Origin of the sequence: Actinomyces sp. oral taxon 171 str. F0337 (assembly GCF_005696555.1) — a bacterium.
Classification (GTDB): domain Bacteria; phylum Actinomycetota; class Actinomycetes; order Actinomycetales; family Actinomycetaceae; genus Actinomyces; species Actinomyces oris_E.
On sequence record NZ_CP040005.1, the window covers coordinates 415136 to 430977 of the forward strand.

Annotated in this window: 17 protein-coding genes; 14 read left to right on the forward strand and 3 right to left on the reverse strand. The window is 67.7% G+C overall.

Annotation, left to right across the window (positions count from 1 at the left end):
- Window positions 1–23: 23 nt before the first annotated feature.
- The 3 genes from FBF36_RS13380 (at window position 24) to FBF36_RS01820 (ending at window position 2412) form a co-directional block, all read left to right on the forward strand.
- Window positions 24–572, forward strand: coding sequence for a TM2 domain-containing protein (locus FBF36_RS13380; RefSeq protein ID WP_225792430.1), 549 nt, complete (start codon window positions 24–26; stop codon window positions 570–572).
- 80 nt (window positions 573–652) lie between these two features.
- Window positions 653–1288: a dCTP deaminase gene (dcd, locus tag FBF36_RS01815; RefSeq protein WP_034492497.1), complete on the forward strand. Its 636-nt coding sequence runs from the start codon at window positions 653–655 to the stop codon at window positions 1286–1288.
- Window positions 1285–2412, forward strand: a complete 1128-nt coding sequence (locus FBF36_RS01820) for a hypothetical protein (RefSeq protein WP_009396775.1) — start codon at window positions 1285–1287, stop codon at window positions 2410–2412. The genes dcd and FBF36_RS01820 overlap by 4 nt, the downstream gene beginning before the upstream one ends.
- On the opposite strand, the gene FBF36_RS01825 is transcribed toward FBF36_RS01820, so the two are convergent.
- Window positions 2409–3188 (reverse strand): 3'-5' exonuclease, encoded by a 780-nt coding sequence (locus FBF36_RS01825; protein ID WP_009396773.1) that lies wholly within the window; start codon window positions 3186–3188, stop codon window positions 2409–2411. The genes FBF36_RS01820 and FBF36_RS01825 overlap by 4 nt on opposite strands.
- Window positions 3189–3402: 214 nt before the next feature.
- Here FBF36_RS01825 and FBF36_RS01830 point away from each other — a divergent pair, with 214 nt between their 5' ends.
- Window positions 3403–4254 (forward strand): serine hydrolase domain-containing protein, encoded by an 852-nt coding sequence (locus FBF36_RS01830; protein ID WP_009396771.1) that lies wholly within the window; start codon window positions 3403–3405, stop codon window positions 4252–4254.
- Window positions 4255–4394: 140 nt separating this feature from the next.
- Here FBF36_RS01830 and FBF36_RS01835 read toward each other — a convergent pair whose 3' ends face one another.
- Complete coding sequence (locus FBF36_RS01835; protein WP_034492495.1) at window positions 4395–5885, reverse strand: MFS transporter; 1491 nt, start codon at window positions 5883–5885, stop codon at window positions 4395–4397.
- Between the two features lie 149 nt (window positions 5886–6034).
- Here FBF36_RS01835 and FBF36_RS01840 point away from each other — a divergent pair, with 149 nt between their 5' ends.
- Entirely contained in the window at window positions 6035–6910 is an 876-nt protein-coding gene (locus FBF36_RS01840; RefSeq protein WP_009396765.1) for a helix-turn-helix transcriptional regulator, read from the forward strand.
- A 433-nt stretch (window positions 6911–7343) separates the two neighbouring features.
- On the opposite strand, the gene FBF36_RS01845 is transcribed toward FBF36_RS01840, so the two are convergent.
- Entirely contained in the window at window positions 7344–8153 is an 810-nt protein-coding gene (locus FBF36_RS01845; RefSeq protein ID WP_009396761.1) for an exodeoxyribonuclease III, read from the reverse strand.
- Window positions 8154–8217: 64 nt separating this feature from the next.
- On the opposite strand from FBF36_RS01845, the gene FBF36_RS01850 reads away from it, so the two are divergent.
- From FBF36_RS01850 to FBF36_RS01890, 9 genes are all read left to right on the forward strand, one after another.
- On the forward strand, window positions 8218–8985 hold the full coding sequence (locus FBF36_RS01850) for an SDR family NAD(P)-dependent oxidoreductase (protein ID WP_009396759.1): 768 nt from the start codon (window positions 8218–8220) through the stop codon (window positions 8983–8985).
- 45 nt (window positions 8986–9030) lie between these two features.
- Window positions 9031–9528, forward strand: a complete 498-nt coding sequence (gene tpx, locus FBF36_RS01855) for a thiol peroxidase (RefSeq protein ID WP_009396757.1) — start codon at window positions 9031–9033, stop codon at window positions 9526–9528.
- 124 nt (window positions 9529–9652) lie between these two features.
- Complete coding sequence (gene pyrE, locus FBF36_RS01860; protein ID WP_138137087.1) at window positions 9653–10222, forward strand: orotate phosphoribosyltransferase; 570 nt, start codon at window positions 9653–9655, stop codon at window positions 10220–10222.
- A gap of 111 nt (window positions 10223–10333) precedes the next feature.
- Complete coding sequence (locus tag FBF36_RS13770; protein ID WP_009395930.1) at window positions 10334–10669, forward strand: helix-turn-helix domain-containing protein; 336 nt, start codon at window positions 10334–10336, stop codon at window positions 10667–10669.
- Window positions 10666–11388: an ImmA/IrrE family metallo-endopeptidase gene (locus FBF36_RS01870; protein ID WP_009395931.1), complete on the forward strand. Its 723-nt coding sequence runs from the start codon at window positions 10666–10668 to the stop codon at window positions 11386–11388. The genes FBF36_RS13770 and FBF36_RS01870 overlap by 4 nt, the downstream gene beginning before the upstream one ends.
- A 50-nt stretch (window positions 11389–11438) precedes the next feature.
- Window positions 11439–11987 carry a hypothetical protein gene (locus FBF36_RS01875; protein ID WP_138137090.1) on the forward strand — a complete coding sequence of 183 codons (549 nt, stop codon included), beginning with the start codon at window positions 11439–11441 and terminating at the stop codon, window positions 11985–11987.
- 62 nt (window positions 11988–12049) lie between these two features.
- Window positions 12050–12760, forward strand: coding sequence for a TrmH family RNA methyltransferase (locus FBF36_RS01880; protein WP_009395932.1), 711 nt, complete (start codon window positions 12050–12052; stop codon window positions 12758–12760).
- Between the two features lie 174 nt (window positions 12761–12934).
- On the forward strand, window positions 12935–13984 hold the full coding sequence (gene fbaA, locus FBF36_RS01885; RefSeq protein WP_075375836.1) for a class II fructose-bisphosphate aldolase: 1050 nt from the start codon (window positions 12935–12937) through the stop codon (window positions 13982–13984).
- Between the two features lie 398 nt (window positions 13985–14382).
- Window positions 14383–15726, forward strand: a complete 1344-nt coding sequence (locus tag FBF36_RS01890) for an ABC transporter substrate-binding protein (protein ID WP_009395935.1) — start codon at window positions 14383–14385, stop codon at window positions 15724–15726.
- Window positions 15727–15842: the final 116 nt, after the last annotated feature.

The following is a 15842-nucleotide window of genomic DNA, read 5'->3' on the forward strand; positions in this document are numbered from 1 at the left end:
GTCTCGATGCATGTGGTGAGCGCATGACTGATCCCATCAACCCTGACGAGCCCACTGTGCCCGCTGAGCCCGCTGAGCCCGCTATGGGCCCTCGCCCGGACGTTCCGGCGCTGCCCGGTGGGTCCGCCTCCACGCAGTACCCGTCAGGCGGGTACCCGCCCAACGGCGGCGACCTGCCCGGTTCCGGCGCCCAGCCGGGGTACGACCCTCAGGGGGCCTACGGGCCCCAGCCCGGCTACAGCACACCTCCCGGCTACGGGGTGCCTCCCGGTTACGGCACACCTCCCGGCTATGGTCCCGTCCCCGGTTACGGTCCCCCCGCCTATTCGGGCAAGTCCAAGGTGGCCGCCGGTGTCCTGGCGTTGCTCATCGGCACCCTCGGGATCCACAACTTCTACCTCGGTTACACGGGCAAGGGCCTCATCCAGCTCCTGGGCTCGCTCCTCAGCTGCGGATTCCTGGCCCTCCCGATCGCCATCTGGGCCTTCGTCGAGGGGATCCTCATCCTGACGGCCCGGCCGGGCGAGCCGCCGTGGGGCGTCGACGCCGAAGGCGTGCCGCTGAGCAGCTGAGGGTCGGTCTGGCCCTGCCGGGTCCCCTCGGGGCCGGAATCCGTATGACGCCTCTCGACGGACCTGGCACAATCGGGCCCGTGCTGCTCTCAGACCGCGATATCCGCACCGAGCTCGACGCCGGGCGGGTCGTCCTCGACCCCTACGATCCCGAGATGATTCAGCCCGCCTCCATCGATGTGCGCCTGGACCGCTGGTTCCGTCTCTTCGACAACCACCGCTACCCGGTCATCGACCCGGCCGCCGACCAGGAGGGGCTGACCCATCTGGTCGACGTCGGGGCCGACGAGCCCTTCGTCCTGCACCCCGGGGAGTTCGTCCTGGGGGCCACCTACGAGCGCATCACCCTGCCCGACGACGTCGCCGCCCGTCTGGAGGGCAAGTCGAGCCTGGGGCGCCTGGGGCTGCTGACCCACTCCACCGCCGGATTCATCGACCCGGGATTCACCGGGCACGTCACCCTGGAGCTGTCCAACACGGCTACCATGCCCATCAAGCTCTGGCCGGGAATGAAGGTGGGGCAGCTGTGCTTCTTCCGCCTGTCCAGCCCCGCCCAGGCCCCCTACGGCTCGGGCGCCACCGGCTCGCGCTATCAGGACCAGCGCGGACCGACGGCCTCCCGCTCCCACCATTCCTTCCATCGCACCCGTATCCCCGACATCCCGGCGGCCCCCGCCGACGACTCCGCTCCCATGTCCCAGGAGAAGCACCTATGAGCGACTCAACCGACTTCGCCGTCTCCCTGCCCACCGACACCGGCACCTTCACCGCCACCTCCATGCTGCCTGTCGGGCTGCTGGACACCAACCACGTCCTGCTCCTGGCCGATGACGTCGCCCCCGATGAGGTCGAGGCTCTGGCCCTGTCCCAGGACATCCAGTCCGGTTGGGTGGGGGTCTCCAGCCTCCAGCTCTTCCCGGGGGTCTCCCTGCTGGGGCCCTGGAAGGTCGACGCCGAGATGCGCCGCCTCCTGGGTGCTCCGGAGTGGACCACGCAGCTGATGATCCTGGACTGCCCCCGCATCCGTGCCGGAGCCCTGCCGGCCGAGCTCGCCGGCCTGGATCCGCTCTCCGACGCCTTCCCCCACGCCCAGCCCACGGGGGCCGAGCTGGTGGCCCTCACCCGCCTGCGCGCCATCGCCCGGCGCCTGGCCGGCGCTCTGCGCCTCATTCCCGGTGGGGACAAGGAGGACCCGGTCCTGGTCGAGCCCAGCCCGGAGGTCTCGGCCTCCCTGACGGTCTACGCCCCGGTGTGGCTCGGCCCGGAGGACCTGGTGGCCGTCCTGCAGCCCATCGCCCCCGAGGTGAGTACCGCGCTGGAGGCCGTTCAGCCCCGGGGCGCCGTCGGACTGGACGCCATCGACCCCGAGGAGCTGGAGAGCCTCGTCGAGCGCATCGGCCCGGACGTCTTCGAGAAGGCCTGGCGCGGCTCGGAGAAGGTCCGCCAGGACACGATGCGTCAGGAGATCGTCGCCGCCGCCACCGGCAACGTCATCGAGGAGCTGCGCGACGGCTACGCGGTCGTCACCCCGGTCGACCCCGAGCACGAGGGCTGGGGGCGCATCGAGGTACGTGCCGGCGCCACCGACGGGCTGCCGCTGGCCGTGCGCGGTGAGCCGTGGGCGCGCGGGGCGGTCCTGTCCTACGACCTGCGCTGGATCCCCCAGGACCAGGCCGACGCCTACGCCGAGGTGGTCTCCCGCTCCCGGCGCCGCGAGCGTCAGACGGCCCGGGACCTGGTCGAGGAGCTCGCCACCGTCCTGGTCACCGCCGTCTCCGGGGTGGCCGTGGACGACGACGGATTCCTCGTCTCCCTGGGCGAGGACGCCGCAGAGGTCTAAGACCCGGGCCGGGGTCGCTCGGCACCGGGCGTGGTGCGCGCCGTGAGACGCTCTGAGCCGGCCCGCGCCCGCTGGGCGTCCCAGTGCCAGCCTGCGAAGCGGCGAGCCTCAACGAGCGTCCGGGCCCAGGCCACCGGCTCCTCGCCGCGCTCGGCCCCCACCGCCAGATAGTGTCGCAGCAGGCCGGCAGCGGCCAGGGCGTCGTCGAGCGCGTTGTGGTGGCGGCCGATCTCCACCCCGGCCACCTCGCAGCAGGTGGTCAGCCGGCGCGACGGCGTCGTCATGAAATGGCGCGCCCACTCCATCGTGCACACCCGCGGCACTCGTGCGCCGCGGTCGAGCAGCCCCCGCGTCCCCAGCGCCTGGGTGAGGAAGCCGACGTCGAAGCGCGCATTGTGGGCCACCACAGCCCTTCCGGCCAGGTCGGCCACGAGCAGGTCGGCGACGTCGTCGAGGCCGGGTGCCCCGATGAGCTCCTCGGCGACGAGACCGTGGATATGGGTGGGGCCCACGTCCACGCCGGCGCCGGGATCGACGAGCGTGGACCAGCTGCGCTCGACGCGACCGGCGGCGTCGGTGACAACGAGCGCGACCTCCAGGATCGAGTCCGTCGCGGGCGACAGGCCGGTGGTCTCCAGGTCGACGACGGCGTAGCCGACACCGGCGGCCTCGGACAGCTCAGCGGCCGTGGGGGCGGGGGCCGCCTGACTGGGAGCCATGGGGGAGCGGGGGCGCAACGGGCCGCGGTCGGCGGGCGGGCGGTGGTAGAAGGGCATCAGCCCGATCCTCTCGCGAGCCGGGAGGTTTCGCAGACTCACGGCGCGCCGGGGCTCCTCCGGGACGGCCCGGACCAGCTCCCGGTGTCCTGTGCTCGCTGCCGTGCCATACGGCTCATGGACGGTGGTGGGGAGCCGACCCTCGAGGCGTAGGGTACGGTCACGAGGGCGCTCGGCCCGCCACGTCGAGAGCCGATCCAGGTGAGGAGGAGCGATGACCACCCCGGACACCCCTCAGGCGCCGGCCTCTGCCCTGCCGGCGCTGGCCGCCTTCCCCTTCCCGACCGCCCTCGTCGTGACCGGTGAGCCGGCCGCGGGTGACGGCGTGCTCCTCGAGGCCGGGGACGTCGACGAGATCTTCCCCTTCGCCTCGGTCACCAAGCCGCTCGTCGCCTGGGCGGCCCTGGTCGCCGTCGACCGGGGACTGCTGGACCTGGAGACCCCCGCCGGCGCGCCCGCGCCTGAGGGTGCGACCATCGAGAACCTGCTGTCCCACTCCTCGGGGATCGCGGCCGACTCCGATGAGCGCCTGGCAGCCCCGGGGACGCGCCGCATCTACTCCAACCGCGGTATCGAGATCCTGGGGGAGCGCCTCGAGGAGGCCACCGGCACGCCCCTGGAGACCTGGGTGGAGACCACCGTGCTCGAGCCTCTGGGGATGGCCAGCGTTCTCATCCCCGGCTCGCCCGCCCACTCCGGGGAGGGCAGCGCCCGCGACCTGTCCCTGTTCGCCCGGGAGCTGGCCGCACCGAGACTCGTCTCGCCCGCGCTCGCGCAGCGCGCCCGCACACCGGTCCTGCCCGGTCTCGACGGCGTTCTACCCGGCTACGGGCGTCAGACCCCCAACCCCTTCGGCCTGGGGGTGGAGGTGCGTGGAGCCAAGTCCCCGCACTGGACCGGGGCCGGCAACAGCGAGCAGACCTTCGGGCACTTCGGCCAGTCGGGATCCTTCATCTGGGTGGATCCGGTCGCCGAGCGCCAGGCCGTCTTCCTGGGGGCCCGGCCCTTCGGGGCGGTTCACCGGCGGACGTGGTCCGAGCTCGGCGACCAGATCCTGGCTCTGTAGACGCTCGGGGCCGAGGAATCCTGGCCGCAACGACTTCGTCGTCCGTCCTCGTCCTGCCTGCACCTTGTCAGAGGCGCGACCGCTCGCTCTCACCGCAACGGGGACGTCGCAGCAGGGGCCCGGCCCACTGTCCTGCAGCCCTACTGTCCGGATCGGGACAGCCATCTGAGGGCGAGCGTACCCAGGCCGGCGCACAGGAGCGCGGCCAGGGCCATGGCCAGGTGGAAACCGTCAACGAAGGCCGCCCTCGCCTGATCGATGACGGGGCCGGCTGCTCCGGCGACGAGCGTCTCCCCGAGCGTGGGGGCCACATCGGGACCGCGAAGACGGAACACGAGAGTCGCCGTCGAACCGAGAAGAGCGATACCCAAGGCGTTCCCGACCTCGTTGGAGGTCTCGGCGATCGCGCCGGCGGCCCCGGCCCGCTCTACGGGAACAGCCCCGACGGCGGTGTCGGCCACCAAGGAGAAGGAGATCCCGTAGCCGAGCCCGGCGACGACGGTGGAGGCGATGAACCAGCCGACACCTCCGGTGGCGCCGGTGAGCAGGAGCAGGGCCAGTCCGCAGGCCATGGCGAGGTGGCATGTGAGCAGCGCCCGGCGCTGCCCGATCCGGTCCGCCAGTGCGGGAGTCAGGATGCAGGTGGTCGTCAGCATGACCGCACCAGGAAGGGCGAGCAGCGCCGCGGTGAGGACCGACAGCCCCAGGACGGACTGCAGGTAGACGCCGCTGAGGTAGGCCGCCGCGGACCACACGACCAGGGAGATCACACCGGTCAGAATCGCGATGGTGAAGATCTTGCTCCTGAACAGCCCGACGTCGACCAGAGGATGCTCCAGCCGGCGCTGTCTCATGAGGAACCAGGTCAGAAAGCCGGCACCCGCAGCTGCTGATACAACGACGAGAGGAGACGGGCCGTAGGCCGCCGCCCGCTTGACGGCGTAGACGGTCAGGAACATGCCAGAGGCCGACAGGGCGATGCTGGGGATGTCCACCTCGCCGGGACGGGTGGCCCTCACCTCGCGCAGCACGAAGGGGGCGGCGAGCAGGAAGGCCGCAACGACCGGCAGATTGATGAGAAACACCGAGCCCCAGAAGAAGCGGCTCAGCAGGAGGCCTCCGACGACGGGACCGATGGCGAAGCCTGCGGCGAAGGTGGCCGCGAAGATCCCGATCGCCAGGGAACGTAGGCGAGGGTTCTCGAACAGCTCGCTGAGGACGGCGAGCCCGGACGGCAGAAGAGTCGACCCGCCCAATCCCATGAGCGCGCGCGAGGCGATCAGCCAGCCAGGGGACTCGGACAGGGCGGCCAGAGCAGAGCCGGCACCGAACACGAGGACCCCGCCGATCAGGAACCTCAGGCGCCCATAGCGGTCACCGAGGTTGCCGAAGGTGATGAGCAGCGAGCTGACGGCGAAACCGTAGATGTCGAGGATCCACAGCGCCTGATCGGCGCTGGGCCCCAGGGACCGGGTGATGGTGGGCATCGCCAGGAACAGCACCGAGCCGTCCATGGAGACCAGCAGCACCGGGCCGAGCACCACGAGAAGACCGAGCCAGGCGCGTCGTGGGACATGCTCAACATCGTCGAAGGATCTGGATGCTGCGGGAGAGTGAGCCTGTGTATCCATGTTCATCATGCTCAGAGTTCCCGCTCCAGGCAGCCAGTTCCCTGGAGCGGGTACACCCGGCAGGGATAGGCGCAATAGATGATGGGTGCCTACGCTGAGAAGGACATCGGCCAAGGAGTACCTGCAAGTGGTGATGATGAGGAGGCGGCGTGGAGACAGTGGTGGCCGCGGCGGCGGTCTCCGGCGAGACGCTGGGAGCGTTCCTGAGGACTCGCCGAGACAGGGTGACCCCTCAGGCCCTCGGTCTGAGCTCGTACGGAACTCCTCGACGCGTCCCGGGGCTGCGGCGTGAGGAGCTGGCCCAGCTGGCCGGGCTGAGTGCGGGCTACTACACCCGGCTCGAGCAAGGGCAGGCGGGTCGCGTCTCCGCCCAGGTACTTGATGCCCTGGCTCGGGTCCTTCATCTCGACGATACCGAGACGGCGCACCTGCACAACCTCGCCCGCGGTCCCGCCCTGTCTCGGCTGGAGATGCCGGATGAGGAGGAGCCCGGCTCCCATGTGCTCGCGTTGCTGCATGCGTTGGGTGAGAGTGTCCCGGCGATCCTGCTGGGGCGGCGAGGAGATGTGCTGGCCTGGAATCGGACCGGACGTGCTCTGCTGGCTCCGCACCTGGATGAGGACTCGCCGCGCGATCCTGACACCAGGCCATCCATTCCGCGGATGTTCTTCCTGGACCCCGTACACCGCAGCCTGTACCGCAACTGGGACTACCTGGCGCGTATCCACGTGGGCTACCTGCGTCTGACCGCCGGCGCGCATCCTATGGACGCGCAGTTGGCCGGGCTCATCAGAGAGCTCGTCATGCACAGCCAGGTCTTCGCCGGGCTGTGGTCCACCGGCGGAGTCGCCGACTGCACCACCGGCCCGATGGATCTGAGCCACCCGGATGTCGGCCGCGTGAATGTTGATTACCAGATCTGGCTTCAACCGGACAGCCCTGATCACCGTCTCGAGGTGTACACGCCTCGAGACGACTCCTCGCGCAAGGCGCTCAGTCTCCTTTCCGCTCAGGTCTGCTGCTAGACATGCTTGATGGGGAGAGAGGCGTTCTCCAGGTCGCGGAAGTGTCAGGTCGCGTCCTTGAGTGTTTGCTGGTGCCTCGGTAGTCGACGTTGGTCCCGAGGGTGGTCTGTTGTCGGTGAAGCGCGTCGACGGTGTTGACGGGGCGGAGACAGTGCGCCGCCCCAGCGGGCCGCCAGGGTGAGTGCCGCGAAGGAGGAGAAGGTGGGGGCTGTGTGGCGACTGACGGACTGTGTCGAATACTTCATGCGGTCATAATGTGCCCGGTATATCTATGTTCTAAGGGGTGCAAGACTTCATTTCCACACAATTATTCGCGAACTATTCTGGCTAATTTATTGATTGAGTCCTATCAGCCTGAGTATCGGTCGTCCTGCGGCAGTGTGCTGGCCACGCACCGGCTCTCTGTCCCTTCTTCCGCTCGTGCTCCTCGGCCTCAGTCGACCTCGACGATGACGGGGACGTGGTCGGAGGCGCCCTTGCCCTTGCGCTCGTCGCGGTCGATGGCGGCGCCGGTGACACGACCCGCCAGAGCCGGTGAGGCGTAGACGAAGTCGATGCGCATGCCCTCGTTCCTCGGGAAGCGGAGCTTCTGGTAGTCCCAGTACGTGTAGTTGGTGACCCGCTCGCGCGTGACCTCGCGCATGCCCGCCTCGGCGAAGGCGGCGAAGGCCTCGCGCTCCGGCGAGGAGACGTGGGTGGCGCCCTCGAAGACGCTCATGTCCCACACATCCTCATCTCTCGGTGCCACGTTCCAGTCGCCCACCAGCGCCAGCGGCAGGTCGGGCTCTTCCTCAAGCCAGGCGGCGACGTCGTCGCGCAGCACCCGCAACCAGTCGAGCTTGTACGTGTAGTGCGAGTGAGTGAGCTCGCGGCCGTTGGGCACGTACAGGCTCCACAGGCGCACCGGCTTCGCGTCCGACGCCGTACCCACCGTCGCCCCCAGCGCCCGGGCCTCCACGACCGGCTTGGCCTCAGGCTTGGACGCCCAGGCGGGCTGCTCCGGGAAGGAGGTGGCGACGTCGCCGAGCCCCACGCGCGAGGCGATCGCCACCCCGTTCCACTGGTTGAGGCCGTGGATGGCGAGCTCGTAGCCGGCGGCCTCGAAGGGCTCGACCGGGAACTGGTCAGGGCGGCACTTGATCTCCTGCATCGCCAGGGCGTCGATGTCCTCGCGCTCCAGGAAGGCCAGGACGCGGTCGACGCGGGTGCGGATGGAGTTGACGTTCCAGGTGGCCAGGCGCATGGCAGCAGACTAGCCGGTACCCGACTCCCATCAAGCACTCACCAATCGCTCCTAGTCTGACGCCATGGGAACAGCACTTGTCACCGGGGCCACGAGCGGTCTCGGCCTGGAGATCGCCTGGCAGCTCGCCCAGGCCCGTCATGACCTCGTCCTCGTGGCGCGCACCCCCGAGCGGCTTCGGGAGGTGGCCGAGGAGATGCGGCAGTTCGCAGGCGTCCAGGTGGAGACCCTGCAGGCCGACCTGTCCGAGCGCGACGAGCTCGAGCTCGTCGCCGAGCGTCTGCGTGAGAAGAGCACACCCGTGGGGCTCCTGGTCAACAATGCCGGCTTCGGTCTGGGGCAGCGATTCATCGGGGGAGACCTGGCCCGCGAGGAGGATGCCCTCGACGTCATGGTCCGGGCGGTCATGGTGGCCTCGCATGCAGCGGCCGGAGCCATGGTGGAGCGCGGCCGCGGCGCCATTCTCAACGTCTCCTCCATGACCGCGCACACCGCCATGGGCACCTATGCCGCGCACAAGGCCTGGGTACTGCGGTTCACCGAGGGACTGGCCGCCGAGCTCGCCGGCACCGGAGTGACTGCCACCGCACTGTGCCCGGGGCTGGTCCACACCGGCTTCCACGCCGCGGCCGGCATCGATGAGACCCAGTGGAAGGAGCCGCTGTGGCTGGACGCCGAGCGAGTGGCCATTGACGGCCTGACGGCGGTGCGCCGCGGCCAGGTCATCTGCACCCCGAGCCTGCGCTACCGCAGTGCCAACGCCGTCCTGCGGCTGGCTCCCCGCTGGTTCGTGCGCCGGGTGGTCGGGCCGGAGCGCTCCGCCCAGGGCTGAGTGCCCCCGCTGGCCAGGGGAGCCGCGATCTGCAACGATCAACCCATGGCTTCCATTACCTTCCACGGAGACCCTGTCAGCACTGTCGGCGAGCTGCCCGCTGTGGGCTCGGCCGCGCCCGCCTTCGACCTCGTGGGCGCCGATCTCGCCCCGGTCACCAGCCAGTCCCTGGCCGGCCGCCGCGTGGTCCTCAACATCTTCCCCTCGGTGGACACCGGGGTGTGCGCCGCCTCCGTGCGCCAGTTCAACAAGCTGGCCTCCGAGCTGGACAACACGACCGTGGTCTGCGTCTCCGCCGACCTGCCCTTCGCCGGCGCCCGCTTCTGCGGCGCCGAGGGCCTCACCAACGTGGTCACCGGCTCGACCTTCCGCTCCACCTTCGGTGCCGACTACGGCGTCACCCTGGCCGACGGCCCGCTGGCCGGCCTGCTGTCGCGCGCCGTTGTGGTCCTCGACGAGTCCGGCAAGGTCATCTACACCGAGCAGGTCCCCGAGGTCGGTCAGGAACCCGACTACGACGCCGCCGTGGCCGCACTGTCCTGACTCCTCTCTTTCGCCCCGAGCCGCTAAGAGCCCGCCCCTCCGCACTACGTGGACGAGGGCGGGCTCTTGCCTCAGCGGGTGTCTACCCGGCGCGCAGCCCCTGAATCCCACTACCATCGGAGCCGTGAGCACCAACGACTCCCAGATCACCCGCCTGGCCGAGCTCGTCAACGAGCTGTCCGTCGTCCGAGGCAAGGTCACCCTCGCCTCCGGTCTCGAGTCCGACTTCTACGTGGACATGCGCCGCGCCACCCTCCATCATGAGGCCGCCCCCCTCATCGGCCACGTCATGCTCGACATGCTCGAGGAGACGGGCCTGGGCACCGACGAGGTCGACGCCGTCGGCGGTCTGACCATGGGGGCCGACCCCGTGGCCGCCGCGATGCTGCACGCCGCGGCCTCGCGCGGCCTGGACCTGGACGCCTTCGTCGTGCGCAAGGCCGCCAAGGACCACGGCATGCGCCGGCGCATCGAGGGGCCCGACGTCGCCGGGCGCTCCGTCGTGGTCCTGGAGGACACCTCCACCACCGGCGGCTCGCCCCTGGAGGCCGTCGAGGCCTTGCGTGAGGCGGGTGCCGACGTGCGGGCCGTCGCCGTCATCGTGGACCGGGCCACCGGTGCGCGCGAGCGCATCGAGGCCGCCGGCCTGCCCTACTACGCGGCGCTCGGTCTGGCCGACCTCGGCCTGGAGTGAGCACGTGAGCACCTGACGACGTCTGTCGTGGGTTCTGGTGAAGCCTGACTGGTGAGCGGACTCTCCTGCATCCAGTCTTTCGATTTTCGAAAGTTCGGCTACTCTTGAGGTATGGACGCAATCGGAACGCGAGTGAAGGAAGCGCTCGGGCGGCGTGGGCTCAGCCAGGTCGAGCTGGCTCGGTCGCTTGACCTGGGCGAGTCCGCGCTGTCCAAGTCGATCAACGGGAATCGAGCATTCTCAGCGGTGGAGTTAGCCGAGGTGGCGAACCGGCTCGATGTCTCAATGCGTTGGTTGGTGACGGGTGAGCCAGATCCCTATGAGGTTCGAATCCTTGCGCGGCATGACTATGATCGCTCGTCGAGGTCCTACTCGTGTGACGTGTCGGGTGATCGTGAGACTCTTGAGAGTATCGTACTCCTCTATCGACAGGCTCAGTTAGCGTGAGTGCTCCTGATAAACCGGCGACACCCGCTCAAGTGCGGGAACTTTTGGGAGAAGGATTTTCGCAGGAGTTTGCGAACAGGGTTGAAGAACACCTTGGGGTCGATGTCATCGTTCTGCCGCTGGGGAAAGCTGGTTACTCACTTCATCTCGGAGATCGACATGTCATTGTCGTCGGTGCTACAGACAGGTGGTTTCGCAGCAACTTCACCATCGCGCACGAACTTGGTCATATTTTCTCGCCTCCAGCGCTGAGGGATGGGAGCAGGCGTGATGAAAATGCTGCCAATGCCTTCGCCGCTGAGTTGCTGATGCCTGAGGTCATGGTTCGATCTATGAGTTGGACCGACCCGAATCCTCATCTCATTGCAGAGCATGTCTGGAAGATGGGGGTATCAACTCAGGCGCTGCGTGCGCGACTCGACTACCTCCGGCCACCTGTTTCGGATGCAGTGAGGTCGATTCTGGAGATGCCAACATCGCGGCTTATCAGGGATTCCCTCTTGTCTTCAGTGGCCAGTTCTGATGATGTCACTGAGAGGATGGCTCGGAGCGCCCGAAGGCGCTTCCCGCAGCATCTGCTGACCGACTTGCGGAAGGCTGTGGAATCCGGCCGTGCGCCACACGCCTCCCTGGCGTGGGCCTTAGGTGTTCCCGGCGAGGAGGACTCCGAGGAGAGTTCGGGAGAGCTTGCTCTCGACCTTCTTGATGGGCTGATCTGAAAATGTCTGGGCGACCTTACTTCTTCCCCGATAATACGGTTCTCATCAACATGGCGATTCTTGACCATGTTGAATTCCTGGATCGTTTCGTCCAGAAACGGGGGCGCTGGTGTGCCTCCATCGAGTATGAGTGGCGACGCAGTCATCGAGCCCTTGACCTGTCGAGTAAATTCGATGTGCAAGTGCGGAACATGTGCGGACAACCGATCCAGCCGGATCATGGCGATTATGTCGACATCCAACTGCTTCAAGAGCAGATGCGGGCTCCAGGAGATAGGAGAATCAAGCATCTTGGTGAAGCGGAGATGATTGTGCTGATACGCCGTCGTGCAGAGGTCATGGGGTCCATTTTTCTCACTGATGATGCTGGCGCGCGGAGTCAGGCCATTGCCGAGCCTGCTGTTAATCGATGTCTTGGGACGACGGAACTGCTCGCATACTTCGAGGTCGCCGGATGGATTACCCGAAACGTGGTGCATGCAGATCTCCTCGTCTTGCAGGAGGCTGGTAGGCATGTGCGTCCGTCTGTGGCTCGAGAATATGATCAGCTGGCTGATGGACTGCTTCTCAAAATGAAGAGAGCTGGTCTCAGCTCATGAAGGATCGTCTGTCGTCTTGTCAAGGTGCGGTTCATGTCTCGTCTGCTGCTCGCGATGCTGAGATGCCCGCCGACCTGCCTGAGGGGGAGCACCTGTCTGCGGCGTCCTCAGCAGACTCTGTGCCGGGCCCGGAGGAGGACCGGCCGGCCGACGTCCGTCAGGTCGGCGTCGGTCCCTGGCCCGCGGGCCCCGAGGCCTGGCCCACCGACCCCCGCTACGACCGCGAGCTGCTGGCGGACGGCGACCGGCGCAACGTCGTCGACCGCTACCGCTACTGGACCATCGCGGCGATCCGCGCCGACCTGGCCGCCCGCGCCCACCGGCTGCACATCGCTATCGAGAACGTCAGCCAGGACCTCAACATCGGCTCCATCGTGCGCAGCGCCAACGCCTTCAACGTGGCCGGCGTCCACATCATCGGCCGACGTCGCTGGAACAAGCGCGGCGCCATGGTCACCAACCGCTACCTGGACGTGCGCCACCACCCCGAGCCCGGCGAGCTGCTCGCCTGGGCGCGGGCCGAGGGATACGAGGTCATCGGCATCGACAACGGCCCGGGGGCCCAGCCCCTGGAGACCGCCGATCTGCCCGAGCGCTGCCTCATGGTCTTCGGCTCCGAGGGCGAGGGCATCAGCGCCGAGCTGAGCGCCGGCTGCTCCCGTCTGCTGCGCATCGGCCAGTACGGATCCACCCGCTCCATCAACGTGGCGGCCGCAGCGGCCGTGGCCATGCACACCTGGATCCTCCAGTACGCGGGGCCGGCGCCCGACTGATTCCGGGAGCCACCGACCCGCTGCGTCGGCCCGCCCCGCGGGCGGCAGGATCAAACCAGCCCTGAACAGGCCATGGAGCCCGACCTGGGACCATGATCCGGTTCACGTGGGTTCGAATTCGTGGAACAATCGGCCCCGCACCACTGACTCATACAGATAATCAGGAGGCACCCAGTGGCCATTGCAACCCCGGAGTCCTACGCCGACATGCTTGACCGCGCGAAGGCCGGCAAGTACGCCATCCCCGCGATCAACGTCACCTCGTCCCAGACTCTGTCCGCCGCCCTCAAGGGCTTCGCCGACGCCGAGTCCGACGGCATCGTCCAGATCTCCAACGGTGGTGCCGCCTACTGGTCCGGTTCCTCGCGCCTCGACCGCGTCAAGGGCTCGATCGCCTTCGCCGCCTACGCCCGCGCCGTGGGTGACCTCTACCCCGTCACCATTGGTCTGCACACCGACCACTGCCCCAAGAAGCTCCTGGCCGACTGGATCCACCCGCTCCTGGAGATCGAGGCCGAGCAGGTCAAGAACGGTGAGCTGCCGATGTTCAACTCCCACATGTGGGACGGCTCCGCCGAGGCCCTCGACGACAACATCGAGATCGCCGTCGACATGCTCAAGCGCTCCAAGGCCGCCAACGTCGTCCTCGAGATCGAGATCGGTGCCGTGGGTGGCGAGGAAGACGGCATCAAGGGTGAGGAGAACGCCAACCTCTACACCACCGCCGACGACGCCTGGAAGGCCGTCGAGGCCCTCGGTCTGGGAGAGAACGGCCGCTACATCACCGCCCTGACCTTCGGTAACGTGCACGGCTCCTACAAGCCCGGCCACGTCAAGCTCCGCCCGGAGATCCTCGGTGAGATCCAGGAGGACGTGGCCAAGCGCCTCGGCGACCGCCTGTCCTCCAAGGTCGGCGACAAGAGCTCGCCCTTCGACCTGGTCATGCACGGCGGCTCCGGCTCCACCGACGAGGAGATCGCCACCGCGGTGCGCAACGGCGTCATCAAGATGAACGTCGACACCGACACCCAGTACGCCTTCACCCGCCCGGTCGCCGGCTGGATGTACACCAACTACGAGGGCGTCCTCAAGGTCGACGGCGAGGTCGGCAACAAGAAGCAGTACGACCCGCGCGCCTGGGGCAAGGCCGCTGAGGAGGGCATGGCCGCTCGCGTCGTCGAGGCCTGCGAGCGCCTCGGCTCCGTCGGCTCCGCCCGCAAGTGAGCCCTCACCCCGCACGGGGGTGAACGGCGACTGATCGCTGCGCGTGGCCCCGGCACCCATGTTGGTGCCGGGGCCACGTCGTGTTCGCACCGGGGTCGACGGAGGGGGCAACGGCGAACTAACCGATCGTTGCATTCTTGCAAAAAGGGACGGTGATGGTGGTGCTTGCCGGAAGTGAGGCAGGAATCCGCTACCTACCGGGGTAAACGACGTGCCGACCGAAGGGTGTCGTGCTGAGGGGCAGGTCACGGACTGCAAATCTTGCAGCAATGTGGGCGAAAATGTGTCATGATGTGTCGTCGCCGTAGAGCCGACGGGTCCGCCGTCGGTGACACGGCAGTCGCACCTTGCGGACGCCTCTGTCCGCGCCTGTCCCATGCGTCCAAAGGAGGACCCCAATGCGACTCATCTCCCGCCGCTCCATGCTCGGTGGAACTGCCGCGATCGCCGTCGCCGCGACCCTGGCGGCCTGCTCGAAGGGCTCGTCCGGATCCGGTGGTGACGGAGGTGTCTACTTCCTCAACTTCAAGCCCGAGGCGGAGCAGGCGTTCAAGACGATCGCGGAGGCCTACACCAAGAAGACCGGCGTGGCCGTCAAGGTCGTCACCGCTGCCTCCGGCACCTACGAGCAGACCCTGAAGTCTGAGGTCGCCAAGTCCAACCCGCCCACGCTGTTCAACCTCAACGGCCCCGTGGGCTACGGCAACTGGAAGGACTACGCCTCCGACCTGTCCGACGCCGACTTCACCAAGCAGATGACGGATGAGTCCCTGGCCCTCAAGGGTGACGAGGGCAAGGTCGTGGGCGTGCCGCTGGCCATCGAGGGTTACGGCATCATCTACAACGCCGCCATTCTCAAGAAGTACTTCGCCATGGAGGGCGCCAAGGCCACCGCCGTCGACCAGATCAAGGGCTTCGACAAGCTCAAGGAGGTCGTCGAGGACATGCAGGCCAAGAAGGCCGAGCTCGGTATCGAGGGTGTCTTCGCCGCGACCTCGCTGGCCCCCGGTGAGGACTGGCGCTGGCAGACTCACCTGGCCAACTACCCCGTCTACTACGAGTACCGCGACGCCAAGGTCGATGACCTCGACGAGATCAAGCTGACCTACTCGGACAACTACAAGAAGATCTTCGACCTCTACCTCAACAACTCCACGATCAAGCCCACCGAGGCCAGCGCCAAGACGGTCACTGACTCCATGGCCGACTTCGCCCTGGGCAAGGCCGCCATGGTCCAGAACGGCAACTGGGGCTGGTCGCAGATCTCCGAGGTCTCCGGCAACACGGTCAAGGCCGAGGACGTCCACTTCCTGCCGATCTACGTCGGCGTCTCCGGCGAGGACAAGGCCAACATCGCCATCGGTACCGAGAACTACCTGACGATCAACTCCCAGGCATCCGAGGAGGCTCAGAAGGCCACCAAGGACTTCCTCACCTGGCTGTTCACTGACGCCGAGGGCTCCAAGCTCGCCGCCGAGAAGCTCAGCATCATCGCGCCCTACAAGGCCTACGCCGAGCTGGCCCCCTCCGACCCGCTGGGCAAGGAGGTCGCCGCGGCCATCACCACCAAGGACCTCACGCCCGTCAAGTGGGTCTTCCCGACCTTCCCGAGCCAGGACTTCAAGGACCAGCTCGGTCAGCACCTGGCGCAGTACGCCTCTGGCAGTGAGGACTGGGCGAAGGTGAAGGACTTCTTCGTCACCGACTGGGCCTCCGAGAAGAAGGCATCCAAGGAGGGCTGACACCAACGAGTCGCCCGAGCCTACCGCCGAGGGCGCTGCTCCAGCGGGCATTGTGACGGCGACTCATCTCCCCATCCCCTCTCCTTTCGGGGCGGCACGTTCGAGCTGTTCGTCTC

Excerpts from the sequence above, each read along its gene's own strand:
- FBF36_RS13770 (WP_009395930.1), top strand. The coding sequence starts at position 10,334 with ATGGACGCAATCGGAACGCGAGTGAAGGAAGCGCTCGGGCGGCGTGGG.
- tpx (WP_009396757.1), top strand. The coding sequence starts at position 9,031 with ATGGCTTCCATTACCTTCCACGGAGACCCTGTCAGCACTGTCGGCGAG.
- FBF36_RS13380 (WP_225792430.1), top strand. The coding sequence starts at position 24 with ATGACTGATCCCATCAACCCTGACGAGCCCACTGTGCCCGCTGAGCCC.
- FBF36_RS01820 (WP_009396775.1), top strand. The coding sequence starts at position 1,285 with ATGAGCGACTCAACCGACTTCGCCGTCTCCCTGCCCACCGACACCGGC.
- FBF36_RS01835 (WP_034492495.1), bottom strand. The coding sequence starts at position 5,885 with ATGGATACACAGGCTCACTCTCCCGCAGCATCCAGATCCTTCGACGAT.
- FBF36_RS01850 (WP_009396759.1), top strand. The coding sequence starts at position 8,218 with ATGGGAACAGCACTTGTCACCGGGGCCACGAGCGGTCTCGGCCTGGAG.
- FBF36_RS01845 (WP_009396761.1), bottom strand. The coding sequence starts at position 8,153 with ATGCGCCTGGCCACCTGGAACGTCAACTCCATCCGCACCCGCGTCGAC.
- FBF36_RS01880 (WP_009395932.1), top strand. The coding sequence starts at position 12,050 with ATGCCCGCCGACCTGCCTGAGGGGGAGCACCTGTCTGCGGCGTCCTCA.
- FBF36_RS01875 (WP_138137090.1), top strand. The coding sequence starts at position 11,439 with ATGGCGATTCTTGACCATGTTGAATTCCTGGATCGTTTCGTCCAGAAA.
- FBF36_RS01890 (WP_009395935.1), top strand. The coding sequence starts at position 14,383 with ATGCGACTCATCTCCCGCCGCTCCATGCTCGGTGGAACTGCCGCGATC.
- FBF36_RS01825 (WP_009396773.1), bottom strand. The coding sequence starts at position 3,188 with ATGCCCTTCTACCACCGCCCGCCCGCCGACCGCGGCCCGTTGCGCCCC.
- FBF36_RS01830 (WP_009396771.1), top strand. The coding sequence starts at position 3,403 with ATGACCACCCCGGACACCCCTCAGGCGCCGGCCTCTGCCCTGCCGGCG.